Source organism: Flavobacterium sp. (genome assembly GCF_013823965.1).
Taxonomy (GTDB): Bacteria; Bacteroidota; Bacteroidia; order Flavobacteriales; family Flavobacteriaceae; genus Flavobacterium.
Genome location: NZ_PNNA01000108.1, coordinates 1 through 20,008 on the forward strand (window position 1 = coordinate 1; position 20,008 = coordinate 20,008).

General features: G+C 37.6%; 18 protein-coding genes and 1 tRNA gene. 3 read left to right on the forward strand and 16 right to left on the reverse strand.

Annotated elements, in window-relative coordinates:
- Together C0430_RS12975 and rpe are read left to right on the forward strand one after the other, a co-directional pair.
- Positions 1–543, forward strand: a 543-nt coding sequence (locus tag C0430_RS12975; RefSeq protein ID WP_290870926.1) for a sigma-70 family RNA polymerase sigma factor, incomplete at its 5' end; no start/stop codon positions are given.
- A 216-nt stretch (positions 544–759) separates the two neighbouring features.
- Positions 760–1,425 carry a ribulose-phosphate 3-epimerase gene (gene rpe, locus C0430_RS12980; protein WP_290870928.1) on the forward strand — a complete coding sequence of 222 codons (666 nt, stop codon included), beginning with the start codon at positions 760–762 and terminating at the stop codon, positions 1,423–1,425.
- A gap of 40 nt (positions 1,426–1,465) precedes the next feature.
- Here rpe and C0430_RS12985 read toward each other — a convergent pair whose 3' ends face one another.
- The 16 genes from C0430_RS12985 to C0430_RS13060 all read right to left on the reverse strand — a co-directional run bounded on the left by C0430_RS12985 (position 1,466) and on the right by C0430_RS13060 (position 18,838).
- Positions 1,466–1,888, reverse strand: a complete 423-nt coding sequence (locus C0430_RS12985) for a CBS domain-containing protein (protein ID WP_290870930.1) — start codon at positions 1,886–1,888, stop codon at positions 1,466–1,468.
- 340 nt (positions 1,889–2,228) lie between these two features.
- Positions 2,229–2,302 (reverse strand) — tRNA-Arg (locus C0430_RS12990).
- A 65-nt stretch (positions 2,303–2,367) separates the two neighbouring features.
- Positions 2,368–2,817: a GatB/YqeY domain-containing protein gene (locus C0430_RS12995; RefSeq protein WP_290870932.1), complete on the reverse strand. Its 450-nt coding sequence runs from the start codon at positions 2,815–2,817 to the stop codon at positions 2,368–2,370.
- Positions 2,818–3,071: 254 nt separating this feature from the next.
- A complete protein-coding gene (ftsZ, locus tag C0430_RS13000; RefSeq protein ID WP_290870934.1) occupies positions 3,072–5,048 on the reverse strand; it encodes a cell division protein FtsZ in 1,977 nt (658 codons plus the stop codon).
- Between the two features lie 57 nt (positions 5,049–5,105).
- Positions 5,106–6,479 carry a cell division protein FtsA gene (ftsA, locus tag C0430_RS13005; RefSeq protein WP_290870936.1) on the reverse strand — a complete coding sequence of 458 codons (1,374 nt, stop codon included), beginning with the start codon at positions 6,477–6,479 and terminating at the stop codon, positions 5,106–5,108.
- Between the two features lie 6 nt (positions 6,480–6,485).
- Positions 6,486–7,208, reverse strand: coding sequence for a cell division protein FtsQ (locus C0430_RS13010; RefSeq protein ID WP_290870938.1), 723 nt, complete (start codon positions 7,206–7,208; stop codon positions 6,486–6,488).
- Positions 7,195–8,544: a UDP-N-acetylmuramate--L-alanine ligase gene (murC, locus tag C0430_RS13015; protein ID WP_290870940.1), complete on the reverse strand. Its 1,350-nt coding sequence runs from the start codon at positions 8,542–8,544 to the stop codon at positions 7,195–7,197. Before murC ends, C0430_RS13010 begins: the two co-directional genes overlap by 14 nt.
- Positions 8,545–8,585: 41 nt before the next feature.
- Entirely contained in the window at positions 8,586–9,674 is a 1,089-nt protein-coding gene (murG, locus tag C0430_RS13020; RefSeq protein ID WP_290870942.1) for an undecaprenyldiphospho-muramoylpentapeptide beta-N-acetylglucosaminyltransferase, read from the reverse strand.
- Between the two features lie 12 nt (positions 9,675–9,686).
- Positions 9,687–10,994: an FtsW/RodA/SpoVE family cell cycle protein gene (locus C0430_RS13025; protein ID WP_290870944.1), complete on the reverse strand. Its 1,308-nt coding sequence runs from the start codon at positions 10,992–10,994 to the stop codon at positions 9,687–9,689.
- A gap of 76 nt (positions 10,995–11,070) precedes the next feature.
- Positions 11,071–12,408: a UDP-N-acetylmuramoyl-L-alanine--D-glutamate ligase gene (murD, locus tag C0430_RS13030; RefSeq protein WP_290870946.1), complete on the reverse strand. Its 1,338-nt coding sequence runs from the start codon at positions 12,406–12,408 to the stop codon at positions 11,071–11,073.
- Positions 12,408–13,637, reverse strand: a complete 1,230-nt coding sequence (mraY, locus tag C0430_RS13035) for a phospho-N-acetylmuramoyl-pentapeptide-transferase (RefSeq protein ID WP_290870948.1) — start codon at positions 13,635–13,637, stop codon at positions 12,408–12,410. Before mraY ends, murD begins: the two co-directional genes overlap by 1 nt.
- Positions 13,638–13,663: 26 nt before the next feature.
- Positions 13,664–15,127: a UDP-N-acetylmuramoyl-L-alanyl-D-glutamate--2,6-diaminopimelate ligase gene (locus C0430_RS13040; RefSeq protein ID WP_290870950.1), complete on the reverse strand. Its 1,464-nt coding sequence runs from the start codon at positions 15,125–15,127 to the stop codon at positions 13,664–13,666.
- Complete coding sequence (locus tag C0430_RS13045; RefSeq protein ID WP_290870952.1) at positions 15,124–17,127, reverse strand: penicillin-binding transpeptidase domain-containing protein; 2,004 nt, start codon at positions 17,125–17,127, stop codon at positions 15,124–15,126. The genes C0430_RS13040 and C0430_RS13045 overlap by 4 nt, the downstream gene beginning before the upstream one ends.
- Positions 17,118–17,465: an FtsL-like putative cell division protein gene (locus C0430_RS13050; protein ID WP_290870954.1), complete on the reverse strand. Its 348-nt coding sequence runs from the start codon at positions 17,463–17,465 to the stop codon at positions 17,118–17,120. Before C0430_RS13050 ends, C0430_RS13045 begins: the two co-directional genes overlap by 10 nt.
- Before the next feature lie 16 nt (positions 17,466–17,481).
- Positions 17,482–18,390, reverse strand: a complete 909-nt coding sequence (rsmH, locus tag C0430_RS13055; RefSeq protein WP_290870956.1) for a 16S rRNA (cytosine(1402)-N(4))-methyltransferase RsmH — start codon at positions 18,388–18,390, stop codon at positions 17,482–17,484.
- Positions 18,365–18,838 (reverse strand): division/cell wall cluster transcriptional repressor MraZ, encoded by a 474-nt coding sequence (locus C0430_RS13060; RefSeq protein WP_290870958.1) that lies wholly within the window; start codon positions 18,836–18,838, stop codon positions 18,365–18,367. Before C0430_RS13060 ends, rsmH begins: the two co-directional genes overlap by 26 nt.
- A gap of 368 nt (positions 18,839–19,206) precedes the next feature.
- Here C0430_RS13060 and C0430_RS13065 point away from each other — a divergent pair, with 368 nt between their 5' ends.
- Positions 19,207–19,980, forward strand: a complete 774-nt coding sequence (locus tag C0430_RS13065; RefSeq protein ID WP_290870960.1) for an alpha/beta hydrolase — start codon at positions 19,207–19,209, stop codon at positions 19,978–19,980.
- Positions 19,981–20,008 lie beyond the last annotated feature (28 nt).

Here is a 20,008-nt window from a genome sequence, read left to right on the forward strand (position 1 = left end):
TGGTGGATTCGTCAATCGATTTTGCAAGCTTTGGCAGAACAATCTCGTATCGTTCGTTTGCCTTTGAACAAAATTGGCTCCATCAATAAAATCAACAAAATGTATGCATTGTTAGAGCAATCTAACGAAAGACCACCAACAGCAGAGGAAATTGCAAAAGAATTGGATATGACCGTAAACGACGTAAGAGAAAGCATGAAAAACTCTGGTCGACACCTTTCTATGGATGCGCCACTTGTTGAAGGAGAAGATTCAAACCTATATGATGTATTGCGTTCCGGTGAATCTCCTAATCCAGACAGAACTTTAATACAAGAATCATTGCGTACCGAAATCGAACGTTCATTGGAAACATTGACTCCAAGAGAAGCCGATGTGGTTCGTTTGTATTTTGGTCTTGGTGATCAACATCCAATGACATTGGAAGAAATAGGAGAAACTTTCGACCTGACCCGTGAACGTGTTCGCCAAATTAAAGAAAAAGCAATTCGCAGATTGAAACACACTTCAAGAAGTAAAATATTAAAAACCTATCTAGGTTAAATAGACGAGTAACGACGGTCTGATTAACTGTTCGTTTTTTGATTGATGATTGAAAACTCCGGCTGATTACCGGAGTTTTTTTTGTTTATTCAGCAAAAAAATCGAGTCAGTTCGGGTTTCACTCTTGGGTTTAGCTACGCTCAGTTCGACTTTCAGCTTCGTGTCCGGAGTTTTATTTTTTATATTACCTTTGCAAAAAAACAACACAACTAAACAATGAGTAAAAACACAATTATCGCACCTTCAATTCTTGCCGCTGATTTTGCCAATTTGCAGCGTGACATCGAAATGATTAACAATTCACAAGCCGATTGGTTTCATATTGATATCATGGACGGTGTATTTGTCCCCAATATTTCTTTTGGAATGCCCGTTCTGGAAGCCATAACAAAACACGCCAAAAAGACAATTGATGTCCATTTGATGATTGTTGACCCAGACAGATACATTAAAACTTTTGCGAAATTAGGCGCCAATGTATTATGCGTTCATTATGAAGCCTGCCCGCATCTTCACAGAACCTTGCAGGCCATAAAAGCCGAAGGAATGAAAGCCGGAGTTGCCTTAAATCCACACACCAATGTCGATTTCTTAGAAGATGTCATCAATGATATCGATATGGTTTTGATCATGAGCGTGAATCCTGGTTTTGGAGGACAATCATTTATTGAGAATACCTATTCCAAGGTTAAAAAATTGAAAGATTTAATCACTCGAAAAGGGGCAAATACAATTATTGAAATTGACGGTGGCGTAACAAACAAGAATGCAAAACAATTAGTAGAAGCTGGAGCAGATGTTCTTGTCGCTGGAAGTTTTGTTTTCAAAGCTGAAAACCCTACGGAAACAATCAAAGATTTAAAAAGAATTACTACACTATAAAAATCCAGAAAAGCCTCAAATCTAGAGGCTTTTCTTCTCTTTATTTATACTGGTCTATTAAATATTTTATCAAATCAGTTGTTGTCACGATTCCTACCAACACTTCCCCCAAACAAACTGGCAAAGCATGGAATTCTTTCTTAGACAAGATTTCGGCGGTTTCCTTTATAGTAGTGTCAGGAGAAATAGTAACCAATTTTTTGGCCATTACTTGTTCTACCGTAAACATATTATAAACCATCGCATCAACCGTGTCCGATTCATCATCTACCGCATCTACAAAAGAAATTCTTAATAAATCAGTGTAACTTAACATTCCAACTATCTTGTTGTTGTCGACTACCGGAATATGCCTGATTTTATTATGTTTGAATAGTTTTTCAGCCCTTGTCAAATCGTCGTTAAGATGCAATTTTATAACGTTTTGCGTCATTATGGTTGATACCGGCACTTTATTTTTCATAACTCCTAATTTTAGATTGAATCCAAAGTTATTTGATAAAAAAACTGAAATACATGACGTTTGTCAGTGATTATTCTAGAATTTTTCTTTATATTTTGAAAACTATTAGGCTTCAAAAATTCAAGATATTTGTCTGTTTCCATTTTAGTAACCAACAAAATTATTAAAAATCAATTATTGATTTTCAAAAAAAAGCACTTAGAAAATATTGATTTAAAACTGGAATTAAAAAGGGCAAACCTGTCCAACGGAAAGTTTATCAAAATGTTTTTTTTATTTAAAAAAAAACAAAAAACCCTTGTAAAACAAGGGTTTTAGAATTAAAAAACAAGGTTAATTGTGACCACGGCAGGGTTCGAACCTGCAACCCTCAGAGCCGAAATCTGATATTCTATCCAGTTGAACTACGTAGCCTTTTTATTGTAGATTTATGATTTTAGAATTCAGATTCAATGTAAAATCTGAATTCTAAAATTATTTTAAGTCAATAGTTTTTTAACGATGGTCGAGATCGTTTTTCCCTCGGCGGTTCCACCCAACTGTGCTGCGGCCAGTCCCATTACTTTTCCCATCGAAGCGATTCCAGATGCTCCGGTTTCGGCAATTATTTTAGCAATTACCGCTTCTACTTCGGCTTCGCTTAATTGTGCTGGCAAGAATTTTTCGATTACGGCAATTTGTGCCAATTCTGGCTCGGCCAAATCCAACCTGTTTTGTTCGGTGAAAATTTTGGCGCTGTCTTTACGAGTTTTTACTAATTTTTGAAGTAATTTGATTTCGTCAGCTTCAGAGATTTCCTCTTTTGAACCTGTTGCTGTTTGAGCCAAAAGAAGTTCCGATTTAATAGCTCTTAAAGCTTCTAAAGCAACCGTGTCTTTGGCTCTCATGGCGGTTTTGATTTCCTCCATAATTTGTATTGATAAACTCATATCTTATTTTATGATTTTAGATTTTAAATTGGCTTCTGCCTGCAAACTGAACTTTGTTTGGACAACTAATTGGAATCAAAAAATTCCGCTTATTTTTTTTCAAAAACTGAAACAAACACCTGAATTAAGGCGCCACAAAATTAAAGAATTTTAATGGAATTCACAATAGATTACTTAGTGCTTCCTTCTTGCAAGAACAAAAAAACCCGAAAATTAAATTAATTTCCGGGTTTGGCAACTTTGGTTTGAATTAGTTAGTCAACATTATCGTGCAAGTACGAATTGTTTGAACGCAATTGTAGGTCGTCATTGCTGTCTGTCCCTACGGAAATTCTTGAATTCGTGCTGTTTGTTTGTTTGTTGGAAAGGTCAATTCCTAATCTTTTGTATGCAGGTTCTTTTTCGAGTTCATCAATTCTGGAAACATTATTGTGAAATTTATAATTGAATTCTTTCAATTTTTTTCTTCTTTCGTCAGCCCTGAATTTCAAAGTTTCTTCAATCGTCATTTCCATTGGAGAAATATTTTCGAAAGTAGAATTTGTGTTTGAAACGACTTCCACTTTTTTCATGGTGATATTTAATTCTTCAGGAATTATTTCTTCGACAACGGTCATTGTCGGTTTTGATTCCATTAAAGTATTCTCCAACTCCGTGTATTCTTCAAGAGAATATCGGATTATTCCTTTGTCGGTCAATTCAGTCACGGGAACAAATTGAACCGGCTCGTTGACTTTGATTTCGCGTGTTTCATTTGTCAATTCAAACAAAACTTTGTTCTCTTCAACTTTTGCAATTGGTTCTTGAATAGTTGGCGTATTAAAAAGTGGCAAGTCAAAAGAAAAAGTAGCTTGTTTTTGTGTTTCCACCACTTTAGGTTCCACTACAAATATATCTTTAACGTCAGCAACTTTTGGTTCGGAAATCATAAAATCGATATCTTTTATTGGAGAAACAATTTCAAAAGTCACGTCTAAATTTTTAATAAATTCAGTCATTCCCACAAGCTCTTCCTTGTTTATCGAAACAACGGCTGGAGCAGCTGCAACCGGCTCAATAACTGGCTCCGCAACTTCTTCTTCCAATAATTCGAAAACAATTCTGTCTTCGGTTTTTGCCACTGGAGTTTCGCTGTTGTAGTTGAATGCAGGAACTGTTTTTTGCGTCAAATCGTGCACGATTTTTTGTTCGTCTTCCAGTGCGTGGATGATTTTTTTCGGTTCCGTATTTACGATTTCGTGTTGTTGTTCGATATCAAATCCTGTAGCAATTATCGTAACAGAAATAGCGTCTCCCAATGATTCGTCTTCACCAACACCCATAATAATATTGGCGTTGTGTCCGGCTTCCATTTGAATAAAATCGTTGATTTCACCAATTTCGTCAATCGTGATTTCTTCAGAGCCAGAAACGATGAGCAACAATACGTTTTTGGCACCGGTAATTTTATTGTCATTCAACAATGGAGAATCCAAAGCTGACATAATACCTTCTTTGGCCCTGTTTTCGCCAGAAGCGACAGCTGATCCCATGATAGCCGTTCCACTATTGGCCAAAACAGTTTTGGCATCTTTCAAGTCGATATTTTGGGTATAGTGGTGCGTGATTACTTCGGCAATACCTCTTGAGGCCGTGGCCAAAACTTCGTCCGCTTTAGAAAACCCGGCTTTGAAACCCAAATTCCCGTATACTTCCCTTAATTTATTGTTGTTGATCACAATTAATGAATCAACTTGTTTGCGCAATTTATTGATTCCAATCTGCGCTTGTTCTTGACGCACTTTCCCTTCAAAAGAGAACGGCAATGTCACGATACCCACGGTTAGAATATCTCTTTCTTTGGCCAATTGTGCAATTACGGGTGCAGCACCGGTTCCGGTTCCACCACCCATCCCAGCAGTGATAAAAACCATTTTGGTATTGCTGTCGAGCATTTTTTCGATATCCGAAATGCTTTCGATGGCCGATTGTTGTCCAACATCTGGATTTGCTCCTGCTCCCAATCCTTCGGTCAAGTTTACGCCTAACTGGATTTTGTTGGGCACGGCACTGTTGTCCAAAGCCTGGGAATCGGTATTACAAACGATAAAATCAACGCCTTTGATACCTTGTTTAAACATGTGGTTGATAGCGTTACTTCCGCCTCCACCTACTCCAATAACTTTAATTACATTTGATTGGTTTTTTGGTAAATCAAATGAAATGCTTCCAAATTCTGAGTTGCTCATCATCTTATTGGGTTTTATATATTATTTTATTTTTCAATTCTTTATTTCTTTTATTCTTCCTTATTCCGCGTTGTCCAAGAAATCTTTTATCTTGTCCACATATCTGTCAAAGAAAGACCTCGATATTTTTTCTCCTGTGGAAACTTCTTTTTTGCTATTCGCCACAACAACTTCACTTTCGACCTCTTCTTCAATTACTGGCACTTGAAAAACCGGCGGTTTAGGGGCTGGTTTTGGCGCTTCAATTGCATCTATTCTTATGGCACTCCGTGTATTGTTTTCGATGCTGTTCATCACCAATCCAACCGCGGTTGCATACAAAGGACTTGATATTTCTTCATCGGAATTCCCGGCCAAATGCTCGTTTGGATAACCAATTCTGGTATCCATTCCGGTGATGTACTCCACCAATTGTTTGATGTGTTTCAATTGGGCTCCACCTCCAGTAAGAACAATCCCTGCAATCAATTTTTTGCGAGGATCTTCGTGACCGTAATCTTTGATTTCCGTAAAAACCTGCTCGATAATTTCTACTACTCGGGCGTGAATTATTTTGGACAAATTCTTTAAAGAAATTTCTTTTGGTTCTCTTCCTCTAAGCCCTGGAATCGAAACAATTTCATTGTCTTTATTTTCTCCCGGCCAAGCCGATCCAAATTTCACTTTCAACAATTCGGCTTGTTTTTCGATAATGGAACAGCCTTCTTTTATGTCGTCGGTAATCACGTTTCCTCCAAAAGGAATAACCGCAGTATGACGAATAATTCCATCCTTGAAAATGGCCAAATCCGTTGTTCCGCCACCAATATCAATCAATGCAACTCCTGCTTCTTTTTCTTCTTGACTCAAAACCGCATCTGCCGAAGCCAAGGGTTCCAAGGTTAATCCCGACAATTCAATTCCGGAACTTTGAATGCATCTGCCCACATTACGAATGGATGACGCTTGTCCTACCACAACGTGAAAACTGGATTCCAATCTTCCTCCGTACATTCCGATAGGTTCTTTTATTTCAGATTGTCCGTCGATTTTGAATTCTTGTGGCAAAACGTGGATAATTTCTTCTCCTGGCAACATCGCCAATTTATTCACTTGATCAATCAAAAGCTGGATATCATTTCCTCCAATAACTTCCTCTGCACTGCTTCTGATGATGTAATCGCTATGTTGAATGCTTCGAATGTGTTGACCAGCAATTCCCACCACGACATCTTTAATTTTATAACCCGATTTATTTTCGGCTTCCACTACGGCTTGTTGTATAGATTGAATGGTTTGGGTAATATTATTAACAACACCTCTAGCCACACCCAAACTTTTGGATTTTCCAACGCCCAAAATTTCCAGTTTCCCGTATTCATTTTTCTTGCCTATCATGGCAACTATTTTTGTTGTCCCAATATCTAGACCTACTGCAATATTCTCTTTTTCCATTATCTATTATTTAGTACACACTACTTGTTGCGAAAACCTGAGATCGATTGTTTTGTATTTATACAATGAACTATCCAAAACCGCTTTCTGAAAAAATGCCTTATAATTATTAAATTTAGCTTTCATTCTCTTGGTTCCACCAAAATCTATTTGATAACTAAAATTCCTGTTGAGCATTTTTAAGCTCCCGTTCGGCATAATTTGTACACCAATGATGTTTTTTTTCAAAAACGCATCGTCATAAATTATCCGAAACAATTCGGCTAAATCCTCGCTATTTTTTTTATTTATTTCCCCGGAAACAAGCGGAACTCTAGCTGTAAAATTAGTTGACAACGGCATCCTATCCCCTTTGTAATCAATATAGAAAGAATCCTCTCCGTCAAAAACCCTAGCTATTGGAGTTTTTTGTTTCACCACTGCTTTTAAGACCCCATCAATGCTCACGAACACATCAGACCTTTCAATCATTCCGTGCGCGTTCAGAGCTTTCTCTAATTTATTCAAATCTAATTTATCTTTGTCGATACTTTGCGCGTCTTTTTTATTTTCTATTAACAATTTATTAACCGTTTCTTGAGTGATAAAAGGAGCGTTATCTCCTACAAAAACAACAACCGATTTGGTCAATTTTCTGTTGTTATTTCGTTTTGACGTAAACGAAAACAAGAAAATTACCAATGAAAACATCAGTATTAATCGAACATTTGTCCATTTAAATAGTTTCATTTATCGCTTTTTTTATGGATTGAACCATTTCTCCAATGTCTCCCGCACCGATTGTTACTATAACGGTTGCGTTATTTTCTAGAATTGTGGGAATTAATTCCTGTTTTTGAACTAATTTTTTGTTCGGATTATCCATTTTACCCATCAACCACTGTGAGGTAATTCCTTCCATTGGCAATTCGCGGGCCGGATAAATATCCAACAGGATTACTTCGTCAAAAGCGGACAGGCTTTTCGCAAAATCATCGGCAAAATCTTTTGTCCTGCTGAACAAATGCGGCTGAAAAATCGCCAACACTTTTTGGTTGGGATACAATTCACGAACAGCTTGATGCACCGCATTAATTTCGGTGGGATGATGTGCATAATCATCGATATAAACCAAGTTGTCGGTTTTGATTTGGTACGAAAATCTTCTCCTGATTCCCTTGAATGAAAGCAAGGCACTAGCGATGTCTTCGTTTGGGAGGCCGAATGTTTTTGCCATCGCCAATGCCATGAGTGCATTCATTAAATTGTGTTTTCCCGGTAAACCAAACTGTATGTTTTCAATAATTTCCAACGGAGTTTTCACGTCAAAAACATATTGACTGTTGATAATCCTGATATTGAAAGCCGAAAAACCAGCTTCTTCATTTACGGCACAAGTAATTCCTTTAATCGGCAACTCATTCGTAATAAACAATTTGCTTTTATCGACCACTTTATCTGCAAATTCCACAAACGAAGCTTCGATTGAAGCGCTATCACCGTAAATATCCAAATGATCCGCGTCCATTGAGGTTACGCATGCAATATTGGGATGTAAATGCAGGAACGAACGATCAAATTCATCGGCTTCGACCACAGTGATGGTTTTTCCGTTTCCTATTAAATTCGAATTGTAATTTTCGACAATTCCTCCCACAAAAGCCGTTACATCAACTCCGCTTTGGAATAAAATATGTCCCAAAATACTTGAAGTAGTCGTTTTTCCGTGAGTTCCTGCCACTGCAAAACAAAAGGTGTCTTTTGTGATAATTCCCAAAACTTCAGCTCTTTTCTTTACTTCATAGCCATGTTCCAAGAAATAATTCCATTGGGAATGGTGCTTTGGAACTGCCGGAGTAATAATAACCAAAGTGTTTTCAGCTGCATAATCAGCTGGAATTAAATCTATGTTGTCTTCAAAATGAATGTCGATACCAAGTTCCTCCAACTCTTTTGTAAGTTCGGTTTCGGTTTTATCATAACCAGACACATTCTTGCCAATGGACTTGAAATAGCGTGCCAAAGAACTCATTCCAATTCCTCCGATTCCTATAAAATAAACGTTCTGTATTTGATTTAGATTCATTTTCTATTTCAATTTCAATGGCAAAATTTCGAATTGATTTGCTACTGTATTAATTTTACTATTTCGTCGACTATCTGTTTTGTTGCGTTGGGCAAAGCCAAGTGTTTTATGTATTTGCTCAGCTGGTCTTGCTTTCCTTGGTCTTTCAACAAGGCTTCAAAAACAAGGCCGAATTGCGAATCCAACTCGGATTCTTTTAACATCAACGCTCCTTTTTTGTCCACGATGGCTTGCGCATTTTTAGTTTGATGATCTTCAGCCACGTTGGGTGACGGAATAAAAATCACCGGTTTTCCCACGATGCATAATTCCGAAACCGATGATGCTCCTGCTCTTGAAATCACGATATCGGCAGCGGCATAAACCAAATCCATTCGGTCTATAAACGCCAAAACTTGAACAGTTTTCGAATTGTATTTCTTGTAATCTTCGAAATATAATTTTCCGCATTGCCAGATTACCTGAACATCTTGGGCAATAAACATCTCCAATTCTTTTTCGATTAATTGATTCACTCTTCTGGCTCCAAGGCTTCCGCCAAGAACCAACAATGTTTTCTTGTTGGCATCCAGATTGAAATATTGAATTGCTTCAGCCCTTTTTCCATCGATGTCAATCAAATCCTGACGCACTGGATTCCCGGTCAAAATCATTTTTTCTTTTGGAAAAAAACGCTCCAAATTTTCATAGGCAACGCAAATTTTATTGGCTTTTTTGCTCAATAATTTATTGGTAATTCCCGGATAGGAATTTTGTTCCTGAATCACCGTTGGAATATTCAACATATTCGCCATTTGCAATAATGGACCAGAAGCAAAACCACCTGTCCCAATAACAACATCTGGTTTAAACCCCTTGATTATCTTTCTTGATTTCCATAAACTACTGATTAATTTAAATGGAAATATGGCGTTTTGTAAAGTCAATTTTCGTTGTAAACCGGCAATCCAAAGCCCTTCTATTTTGTAACCGGATTGGGGCACTTTTTGCATTTCCATTTTGTCTTTGGCTCCCACAAAAAGAAATTCGGCCTCTGGAAAACGAGATTTTAATTCATTGGCGATTGCAACCGCAGGATAAATGTGTCCTCCCGTTCCGCCTCCACTTAATATGAATTTTAATTTTTTCATTTATTCAACGAATTATTTATTCAAAACTGCATTCATTGGATTATTCGCCTTGTCTTCGATAGAATAATTTTCAGAATTACTATCTTCAATCAAGTCTTCATTTTCTTCTTCTAATTGTTTGTCAATTAGTTTTTGAAGCGCTGCTTCTCTTTTGGCTTTATCACTTAATTCTTGAGCAATTTCTTCTTCTTTTTTAGTCACGTTAATGATGATTCCCAACGCAATGGACACCATCCAGATTGAAGTTCCTCCACTACTTATAAAAGGCAATGTTTGCCCTGTTACCGGTAATAATTCGACTGCAACGGCCATATTGATCATCGCTTGAAAAATTATGGGAAATCCTAATCCGACGACCATTAATTTTCCGAATAAAGTATTGGCTTTGTGGGCCGCAACAATAAATCTGAAAAACAACAAAAGATACATGACCAGAACTCCCAATCCTCCTATCAAACCCCATTCTTCGACAATAATGGCGTAAATAAAATCGGAAGAAGATTGTGGCAAGAAATGTTTTTGAACACTTTTCCCAGGGCCAAGACCATAAATTCCACCAGAAGCAATGGCAATTTTTGCTTTTTCTATCTGATAATCATCTTCTCCGGGTTTATTGGAAGTGAAATTTTCGATTCGGCTCGACCAAGTATCCACCCTGCTGAAAAAATGCGAATCCGGAAAAGCTTTGGACAACAAAACAAACATGGCCAATGCCGCAAATCCAGCTCCAAGAATAAATCCTATATATTTTAATGGATATTTACCCACGAAAGTCAACATCAAAACCATCGAAAACATCAAGGCAGCCGTTGAAAAATTGGCAGGCAAAATCATTCCCAATGTGATAAAAACAGGAAGCCAAAGCTGTACTAACGATTCTTGAAAAGTATCTTCCACTTCTCTTTTTTTGGACAAATATCTCGCCACATACATCATCAAAACGATAAATGCCAAGGTTGAAGTTTGAAATGTTATTCCAATAAACGGCACTTGAATCCAACGACTGGCATTGGCACCGGCGATAACCGTTCCTTTGATCAAAGTATAGGCCAACAACAGCCAAACTATTGGCAAACCAATTTTTGAAATTCCTTTGTAATAATGATAAGGCACTTTATGGACACCGTAAATAATGAAAAATCCGATGATAATATGCGACAAATGTTTCAGCAAATAACTGATTGTATTTCCTGTTCCATGTCCCAAATAAGCCAAATTACTACTCGCACTAAAAACAGGCATAAACGAAAACAAAGCCAATAAAGCCACGAATGACCATATTACCCTGTCTCCTTTTAGATTGTTTACTAGTTCTTTCATTTTGGTTTTTGTTTAAAGTTTAATTTGTTTAAAAGTTTAAGGTTAAACAACTTTAAACTTTTAAACCATAAACTATTTATAAATGCTTTACCGCTTTTTTAAATTGATTTCCCCTGTCTTCGTAGTTTTCGAATAAATCGAAACTCGCGCAAGCAGGCGACAACAAAACTGTGTCTCCTTTTTCGGATAAACGTTGTGCCATTTTCACGGCATCTTCCATATTGTTTACCTCAACCATAATATCGACAACGTTGCCAAAAACATCGATAATTTTTCTGTTGTCAATACCCAAACAAATAATGGCTTTCACTTTCTCGCGAACCAAAGACATCAATTCGTTGTAATCATTTCCTTTGTCGACACCGCCCACAATCCACACTGTTGGTGTATTCATGCTATCCAAGGCAAAAAATGTGGCATTCACGTTGGTCGCTTTGGAATCGTTGATGTATAGCACATTTTGAATTTTCAACACTTTTTCTAAACGGTGTTCCACGCCTTGAAAATTGGACAAACTTTCCCTAATGGTAGCATTTCGAATTTTCATCAATTTTGCCACAGAGGTTGCTGCCATTGCATTTTTCATGTTATGCTTTCCTTCTAGTGCCATAGTTTCGGTCTCCATTGTGAATTCTTCTTCGTTGATGATGTTTACTTCCATTGTTTTTTCTTTTATAAAGGCTCCCAGTTCGAATGTTTTTGTCAACGAAAAAGGAATTAATTGTGCTTTTGTTTTATTGTTTTTTAACCATTCTTGGGTTGCTTCGTCATCTGCATCATAAATAAGAAAATCTTCCTCGGTTTGGTTCATTGTTATTCTAAATTTCGATGCAACATACTTTTCGTATTTGTAATCGTATCGATCTAAATGATCTGGACTTATATTCGTGATGATGGCAATGTGTGGCTTGTAATTTATAATCCCGTCCAATTGAAAACTGCTCAACTCCAGCACATAACTATCAAACTTGTCATCGGCAACCTGCCAGGCAAAACTCTTTCCGATATTGCCTCCCAAACCAACGTTCAGTCCGGCCGATTTCAGCAAATGATAAGTCAACATTGTCGTTGTTGTCTTCCCGTTGCTTCCCGTGATTCCTATCGTGACGGCTTTTGTAAATGGTGCGGCAAACTCGATTTCAGAAATTACCGGGATTCCTTTTTCGACCAATTTTTTTACGATTGCAGATTTTTTTTCGGGAATTCCAGGACTTTTCATTACCACGTCGGCATTCAAAATCAGTTCTTCCGTATGCTTTCCTTCCTCCCAAGCTATTCCATTAATCAAAAGAACTTCTTTGTAATTGTCTTTTATTTTTCCAAAATCGGACACAAAAACATCATATCCTTTTTTCTTGCCCAGAATCGCGGTTCCAACACCGCTTTCGCCTCCTCCTAAAACCACCAACCGCATTATCTTAATTTTAAGGTTACGATTGACAATATGGCGAGCATTATGGCAACAATCCAAAATCGGGTTACAATTTTGCTTTCATGATAGCCTTTCTTCTGATAATGATGATGTAAAGGCGCCATCAAGAATATTCTTCGGCCTTCGCCAAAACGTTTTTTAGTGTATTTGAAATAAGCTACCTGAAGAACCACCGAGATGTTTTCGACCAAGAATATTCCGCAGAAAAAAGGAATCAACAACTCTTTTCGAACGGCAATTGCAAGAACCGCAATGACACCACCAATGGTTAAACTTCCTGTATCACCCATAAATACCGATGCCGGATAGGAATTATACCAAAGAAATCCTATTAATGCTCCAACAAAAGCAGCAATAAAAACCGTCATCTCACCCGAATTTGGGATGTACATTATGTTCAAATAATTGGAGAAAATAATATTTCCCGAAACGAACGTGAAAATCCCCAAAGCAAGAACTGAAACAGCTGAAGTTCCAGCCGCCAAGCCATCGATTCCATCTGTTAAATTGGCTCCATTTGAAACTGCCGTGATAATAAAAATAACCACGGGAATAAAAATCAACCAAGCCCAATTTTCATAACCTTCGCCAGTCCAAGCCAATAATTCGGCATAATCGAATTCGTTGTTTTTAACGAATGGAATTGTAGTTGCCGTTGATTTTTCATAAATTGGAGCTGGAGTAATTACGTTTTCTGTTTGATTAATGTTTACATTTATTTTTTTCAAATCGGTTCTAATATTCACACCCGGATGAAAATAAAGTACAGCTCCAACAATAAGACCCAAGCCCACTTGCCCAAAAACTTTAAAAATTCCTTTCAACCCTTGCTTGTCTTTTTTGAATATTTTGATATAATCATCAATAAAACCAATGGTTCCCATCCACAAAGTAGTAACAATCAGCAAGACGATGTATATGTTTTGAAGTTTGGCAAAAAGAAGAACCGGAATCAAGGTGGCAAATATGATAATCAATCCACCCATCGTAGGTGTTCCCGCTTTTTCGTTTTGACCTGCCAAACCTAGTTCACGAACCGTTTCCCCAATTTGTTGTCTTCGCAAAAAACTAACTACTCTTTTTCCATAAATCGTGGATAAAAGCAGGGAAAGCATCAATGCCAATGCTGATCTGAAAGTAATGTATTGGAAAACTCCAGTTCCAGGAATGTCCATTGTTTTGTCTAAATATTCAAATAAATAATACAGCATATATCTTTGTTTATTTGGTTAATCGGTTATTTGTTTAATTGGTTCAGTAATTCCGTAACTGTTTCCATATCGTCAAAATGGTGACGAACACCTTGAATTTCTTGGTAATTTTCGTGTCCTTTTCCTGCAATCAGTATTATGTCGTTGGGCTGAGCCAATTGACAAGCGGTTTTTATGGCTTGTTTTCTATCGGTAATCGACAGTGATTTTTTATAGTTTTGGGCTGCAATTCCCTGCTCCATTTCATTGATGATAACTTCCGGTTCTTCATTTCTTGGATTATCGGAAGTCAGGATTACTTTATCGCTCATTTCAGTGGCAATTCCGGCCATGATTGGTCGTTTCGCTTTGTCCCTATTTCCTCCACAACCTACCACGGTAATCAATTGTTCGTTTTTGGTACGGATGTCATTGATTGTTTTCAAAACGTTTTCCAAAGCATCAGGTGTGTGTGCATAATCGACAATCGCGGTAATATTGGAACTGGAAACGATGAATTGGAAACGACCTGAAACACTTTCCAAATCCGACAGCAATCGCAATACTTCCAGACTTTCCATTCCCAATTCGACTGCCGTTCCGTAAATTGCCAATAGATTGTAAGCATTGAATGTTCCGATGAGTTTCACCCAAACTTCATTACCATTGATTTTAAGCAACAATCCCGACAATTGATTTTCTAAGATTTGTGCTTTGTAATCAGCGTATGATTTCAAGGCGTAAGACAATTTTTTGGCAACCGTGTTTTGCAACATCACCGATCCATTCTTGTCGTCGATATTGGACAAGGCGAAAGCTGTTTTGGGCAAATTGTCGAAAAACGATTTTTTCACGTCACGGTATTCGGCAAAAGTGGGGTGATAATCCAAATGATCGTGGGACAAATTGGTAAAAACCCCCCCCGCAAAATGCAAAGCTTCCGTACGTTTTTGATGAATTCCGTGTGAACTCACTTCCATAAAACAGTATTTCACTCCGGCACCGACCATTTCATTCAAATAATTATTGATGGTTATGGAATCCGGCGTGGTGTGAGTTGCTTTGTATTCAACATCGTCAACCAATATTTTTACGGTGGACAACAATCCCACTTTGAAACCTGCTTTTTTGTACAATTGATACAACAGGGAAGCAATTGTGGTTTTACCGTTTGTTCCGGTAATTCCTACCAATTTTAATTTTTCTGAAGGATTTCCAAAATAATTGGCTGCCATATAAGCCAAGGCAGTATTGGTATCTTTTACTTGAACATAAGTAATTCCCGTTACCAAATTTTCTGGAAAAGTATCGCAAACGATGGTAACAGCTCCTAGACCGATAGCTTTCTCGATATAATCGTGCCCATTTGAAATCGTGCCTCGAATGGCCACAAAAACATCATTGGCACCAATATTTCTGGAATCGAAATCCATTTTATTGATGGCAATATCCGTCGAACCTTTTACGGCTTCGATGGCTACTTTGTATATTATTTCTTTTAGAATGATCACGATAATTCCAATGTTATGGTTGTGTTTTTAGCTAAATTTTCTCCCGGCTGTATGGATTGTTTTTTCACTTTCCCAACGCCTACCACTTTTACTTTTACGCCAAGATTTCCCAACAAAGCCACGGCATCCATTCCCGACATTCCTTTAAGGTTTGGAATGGACAATTGTTGTTTTTGCGACTTTTTTACATAAGCCTCGTAACTGCTTTCTTGTTTGAGTATTTTTCTGTTAATGTTTTTTATCTCGTTCGTGGAAGGCGCATCGGTAAAAATCTTTTGGGCAATTCTCTTGAAAACTGGCCCGGCCACGTCGGCTCCATAATAATTATTGTTTGACGTATTGGGCTTGTGTACCACTACTATGCAAGAATATTTTGGTTGGTCTGCCGGAAAATAACCCACGAATGAAGAAGCGTAATATAAGCCTTCCTTTCCCGCTTTATGATAATTTACTTGTGCCGTTCCAGTTTTTCCTGCCATTGAAAAATCTTTGGAATACAACTTGGATCCCGTTCCTTTTTTTACCACGTTTTCAAGTACCGCATGCAACTTCGAAATGGTTTCTTGGGAGCATATTTTTTGGTTCATCACTTCGGTGTTGTATTTTTTGATGGTTCTGTTCCATTCCTTGATTTCTGAAACGAATTGCGGTTTTACCATCACTCCGTTATTGGCCACGGCATTGTAAAACGTCAAGGTTTGCAAGGGCGTAATGGAAACTCCATATCCAAAAGCCATCCAAGGAAGCGAAAGATTAGACCAGTTTTTATCGCTTGGTTGAGGCACAAAAGGTTTTCCTTCCCCTTTAATCGAAAGTCCCAAAGGTTTATTCAATCCGTATTTATTGAGATGATTGACAAATTCCGAAGGGTTGTTTTTGTAATTATTGTAAACCGCCTGAACCATTACCGTGTTTGAAGAAAGCTCGAATCCACGTGCCAAGGAAATTTTTCCGTAACCACCTTGATGGGAATCGCGAACTGATTTTCCCGAGTATTTGATTACCCCTCCATAACTGTCGAAAACAGCACTGGTATCGATTTTTTTGTCATCCAACAACACCATCAAATCAACCAATTTATAGGTCGAACCCGGTTCGTGTGATTCGGCCACAGCATAATTTGTGGTTTCATAATAAGACCCGTCTCCTGCTCTTCCCAAGTTCGAAATAGCTTTTATTTGTCCTGTTTTGGTTTCCATAACCACTACGCAACCGTGATCGGCTTCATAATCCGTCAATTGCTTCAACAGGGCGTGATGGGCAATGTCCTGGATAAAAACATCAATTGTAGAAATGACGTCGTAGCCATCTTGGGGATCAATTTCATTCACGTCACGAATGGGTTTCCACTGTCCTTTGGCGATTTTTTGCTTTAAAATTTTGCCGTCTTTTCCGTTCAGGTATTTTCTGAAAGCCCATTCAATTCCCTTTCCGTCTGGAATTCCGCTCGGAGTTTTTCTTTCGTAACCAATGGTTCTCTCGGCAATTTTACCGATGGGATGTTCTCTTACCGTTTCTTGTTCCACAATAATTCCACCTTTGTAAGCACCTAGGCCAAACAAGGGAAAACTCTTGATTTTCATGTATTCCGTGTAACTCAAATCACGAGCCACCAAGAAATAACGATTTTTCTTTGCCCTCGCTTTTCTAAATTCGTTCAGGAAAAAGCTGCTTGGTTTCCCTAGAAGAATCGACAAGGAATCGGACAATGGTTTCACATTTTTCTCGAAAGCTTCGGCTTTTGGAGCTACAGCATCAAAACGAATTTCATAATTTGGAATGGAAGTGGCCAACAAGCTTCCGTCGGCAGAATAAATATTCCCTTTATTGGCCGGAATAACGAAGTTTTTGACGGTTCTTTCCTTAGCCAATTTTCGATAATAATCCCCTTCGATCCATTGAATATTGGTCAACTTTATGGCAATCGCAATGGCCATCACGAAGATGGCGCAAGCAACCAGATAAATTCTGTAGGATATATTTTTATCTTCTACTGCCATATTTTTTGGAAAAAGCTTTTTTCTGTTGTTTTTTTGACTTTAATTTTGGTTGGAGGCACTGTCGATGGAAAAATTTGTTTTTCCAACATTTTTTCAGAAACTGTCGATTCCATTCTAAGTTTCATTAACTCTGAACGTCGATCCACAAATTCCGAACGAAGCTCTTTCACTTCATTTGTCAACTCGTTGATTTTAAAAACTTTCTGCTCAAAACGTTGTGTATTGGCAATCATGATTATAGCCAAAACGATTAGAAAAACGATAAAACGCCAATTTTTCATTGAGTCATCGTCAATAAGAAACCTTGCTTTCAATATGCCGTAAACTCCGTTTTTCATTGTATTTTCAGGCTAATTATATCTTTTCGGCAATTCTTAATTTGGCACTTCTTGCCCTGTTGTTGATTTTGATTTCGTCGTTATCCGGAACAATTAATTTCCCGATAGTCTTGAATGGAACGGAATAGTTGCCATAAAAGTCGCGCTCCGGTTCCCCTTCGAACATTCCGTTTTTTATGAATCTTTTGACCAATCTATCTTCCAATGAATGGTAAGAAATCACGCTTAATCTTCCACCTGGATTCAATACTTCCAATGATTGCTGGAGAAATTCTTTCAAAACATCCATTTCCTGATTGACTTCAATTCGGATGGCTTGATAGATTTGTGCCAATATTTTGTTCCGAACTCTTTCCGGTAAATATTTCGCCAAAACCTCTTTCAACTCATCCGTAGTTTTAATGGGTTGATGCTCTCTGGATTCTATAATGGTTCGTGCCAAAGCGGGCGCATTTTTCAATTCTCCATAATCCAAGAACACTCTTCTCAAATTTGCATCATCATATTCATTGACTACTCGGTAAGCGTTTAAATCGTTTTTTTGACTCATTCTCATATCTAATCCTGCGTCAAAACGAGTGGAAAAACCTCTTTCTGGCACATCAAATTGATGGGAAGAAACTCCTAAATCAGCCAAAATTCCATCCACGCCTTTCACCCCATGAAACCGCAAAAACCGTTTTATGAATCGGAAATTTTCATTAATCAACGTAAATCTTTCGTCCGGCAAGGCATTCGCCAAGGCATCTTCATCTTGGTCAAAAGCAAACAATTTGCCATTAGGGCCCAATCTTCTCAAAATTTCTTTCGAATGTCCGCCACCACCAAAGGTCACGTCAACATAAATGCCGTCCGGCTTAATATTCAAACCATCTACCGTAGGATGCAATAAAACAGGATTATGATATTCCATTGTCGTCGTCATTTAAGTTCCCCATTACATCTTCAGCCAAATCAGCAAAATCGACATCTTCGCCGCTTATTGATTTTTCGTATAAATCTTTATCCCAAATTTCCACAATATTCACTGCCGACGAAAACACGACATCTTTAGCAATACTGGCAAAAACCACCAAGTCTTTAGGAACCAATAATCGTCCCAAAGCATCGATTTCAACCACTTTCACACCAGCTGTAAAACGGCGAATAAAGTCGTTGTTTTTCTTCACGAATCGATTGAGTTTGTTGATTTTTTGCATCATCAAATCCCACTCTTCCATTGGATACAATTCCAAACATGGTTGAAACACGGAACGCTTCAAAACAAATCCGTTTTGAAGTGAAGCAGCCAATTGCTTTTTCAAAGGCGAAGGCAACAAAACCCTCCCTTTGGCATCGACTTTACATTCATATGTTCCGACAATTGTATTCAAGTAAAAAAAATTAAATGATGTTGAGCAAAAATATAAAAATTTCTACCACTATTTACCACTATATCCCACTTTGTTAATAAGTTTTACCACTTCACAAGTAAAAGCCTTAGTTTTAGTCAATCAGAACATTAGGCATTTTTTGCCCTCATTGTTGAGAACTATTGAATTATCAAAAAGATAATCTGGCAAAAAAAGAAGATTGCCTTTTTTCAGCTAAAGTAAAAATGAAATATTCGAAGCGAAATCGATACCGTTTTCGCCACACTTTTTAACAAAAAACATTAAAATGCATAAATTTTGATTGCAAGAATTCTTTTTAATTTTTTAAAACCTATCTTTGTGGCAATTGAAAATTTGCGATAAAACGTATGGAAAAATACTTTAAAAAAGAAGGTAGATATAGTTATTATGAAGCAGGAGAAGGAACTCCAATTGTTGTTTTACACGGTTTAATGGGCGGATTAAGCAACTTTGATGCAGTCGCCAGTTATTTTTCTGAAAAAGGATACAAAATAGTAATACCTGATTTACCGATATACACTCAAAGCATATTAAAAACCAATGTGAAAGCTTTTGCAAAATACGTGAAGGATTTCATCACTTTCAAAGGTTTTGACAGGGTAATTCTTTTAGGGAATTCACTAGGCGGACACATAGCCCTGTACCACACCAAAATGTATCCAGAAAAAGTGGCAGGACTTGTACTTACCGGAAGTTCTGGCCTTTACGAAAGCGCCATGGGTGATAGTTACCCAAAAAGAGGCAACTATGAATATATAAAAAAGAAAGCCGAAGATGTTTTTTATGATCCAAAAATGGCAACAAAAGAATTAGTGGACGAAGTTTATGCTTCCGTAAACGACCGAATCAAACTAATCAAAACATTGACAATTGCCAAAAGCGCCATTCGACACAATATGGCGAAAGATTTGCCAAAAATGCATGTTCAAACTTGTCTTATTTGGGGAAAAAACGATAAAGTCACACCTCCAAATGTAGCCGAAGAATTTAATGAATTACTGCCAAACGCAACCTTGTATTGGATTGACAAATGTGGTCACGCCGCAATGATGGAACATCCTGCAGAATTCAATCGTTTATTGGAAGACTGGCTGACACATACACACCTAAAAGCACACTAGGTTTTTGCAAAGAATTTATAACTATCAT

Coding starts and splice junctions, on each gene's coding strand:
- rpe (WP_290870928.1), top strand. CDS start 760: ATGAGTAAAAACACAATTATCGCACCTTCAATTCTTGCCGCTGATTTT.
- C0430_RS12985 (WP_290870930.1), bottom strand. CDS start 1,888: ATGAAAAATAAAGTGCCGGTATCAACCATAATGACGCAAAACGTTATA.
- C0430_RS12995 (WP_290870932.1), bottom strand. CDS start 2,817: ATGAGTTTATCAATACAAATTATGGAGGAAATCAAAACCGCCATGAGA.
- ftsZ (WP_290870934.1), bottom strand. CDS start 5,048: ATGATGAGCAACTCAGAATTTGGAAGCATTTCATTTGATTTACCAAAA.
- ftsA (WP_290870936.1), bottom strand. CDS start 6,479: ATGGAAAAAGAGAATATTGCAGTAGGTCTAGATATTGGGACAACAAAA.
- C0430_RS13010 (WP_290870938.1), bottom strand. CDS start 7,208: ATGAAACTATTTAAATGGACAAATGTTCGATTAATACTGATGTTTTCA.
- murC (WP_290870940.1), bottom strand. CDS start 8,544: ATGAATCTAAATCAAATACAGAACGTTTATTTTATAGGAATCGGAGGA.
- murG (WP_290870942.1), bottom strand. CDS start 9,674: ATGAAAAAATTAAAATTCATATTAAGTGGAGGCGGAACGGGAGGACAC.
- C0430_RS13025 (WP_290870944.1), bottom strand. CDS start 10,994: ATGAAAGAACTAGTAAACAATCTAAAAGGAGACAGGGTAATATGGTCA.
- murD (WP_290870946.1), bottom strand. CDS start 12,408: ATGCGGTTGGTGGTTTTAGGAGGAGGCGAAAGCGGTGTTGGAACCGCG.
- mraY (WP_290870948.1), bottom strand. CDS start 13,637: ATGCTGTATTATTTATTTGAATATTTAGACAAAACAATGGACATTCCT.
- C0430_RS13045 (WP_290870952.1), bottom strand. CDS start 17,127: ATGGCAGTAGAAGATAAAAATATATCCTACAGAATTTATCTGGTTGCT.
- C0430_RS13050 (WP_290870954.1), bottom strand. CDS start 17,465: ATGAAAAACGGAGTTTACGGCATATTGAAAGCAAGGTTTCTTATTGAC.
- rsmH (WP_290870956.1), bottom strand. CDS start 18,390: ATGACGACGACAATGGAATATCATAATCCTGTTTTATTGCATCCTACG.
- C0430_RS13065 (WP_290870960.1), top strand. CDS start 19,207: ATGGAAAAATACTTTAAAAAAGAAGGTAGATATAGTTATTATGAAGCA.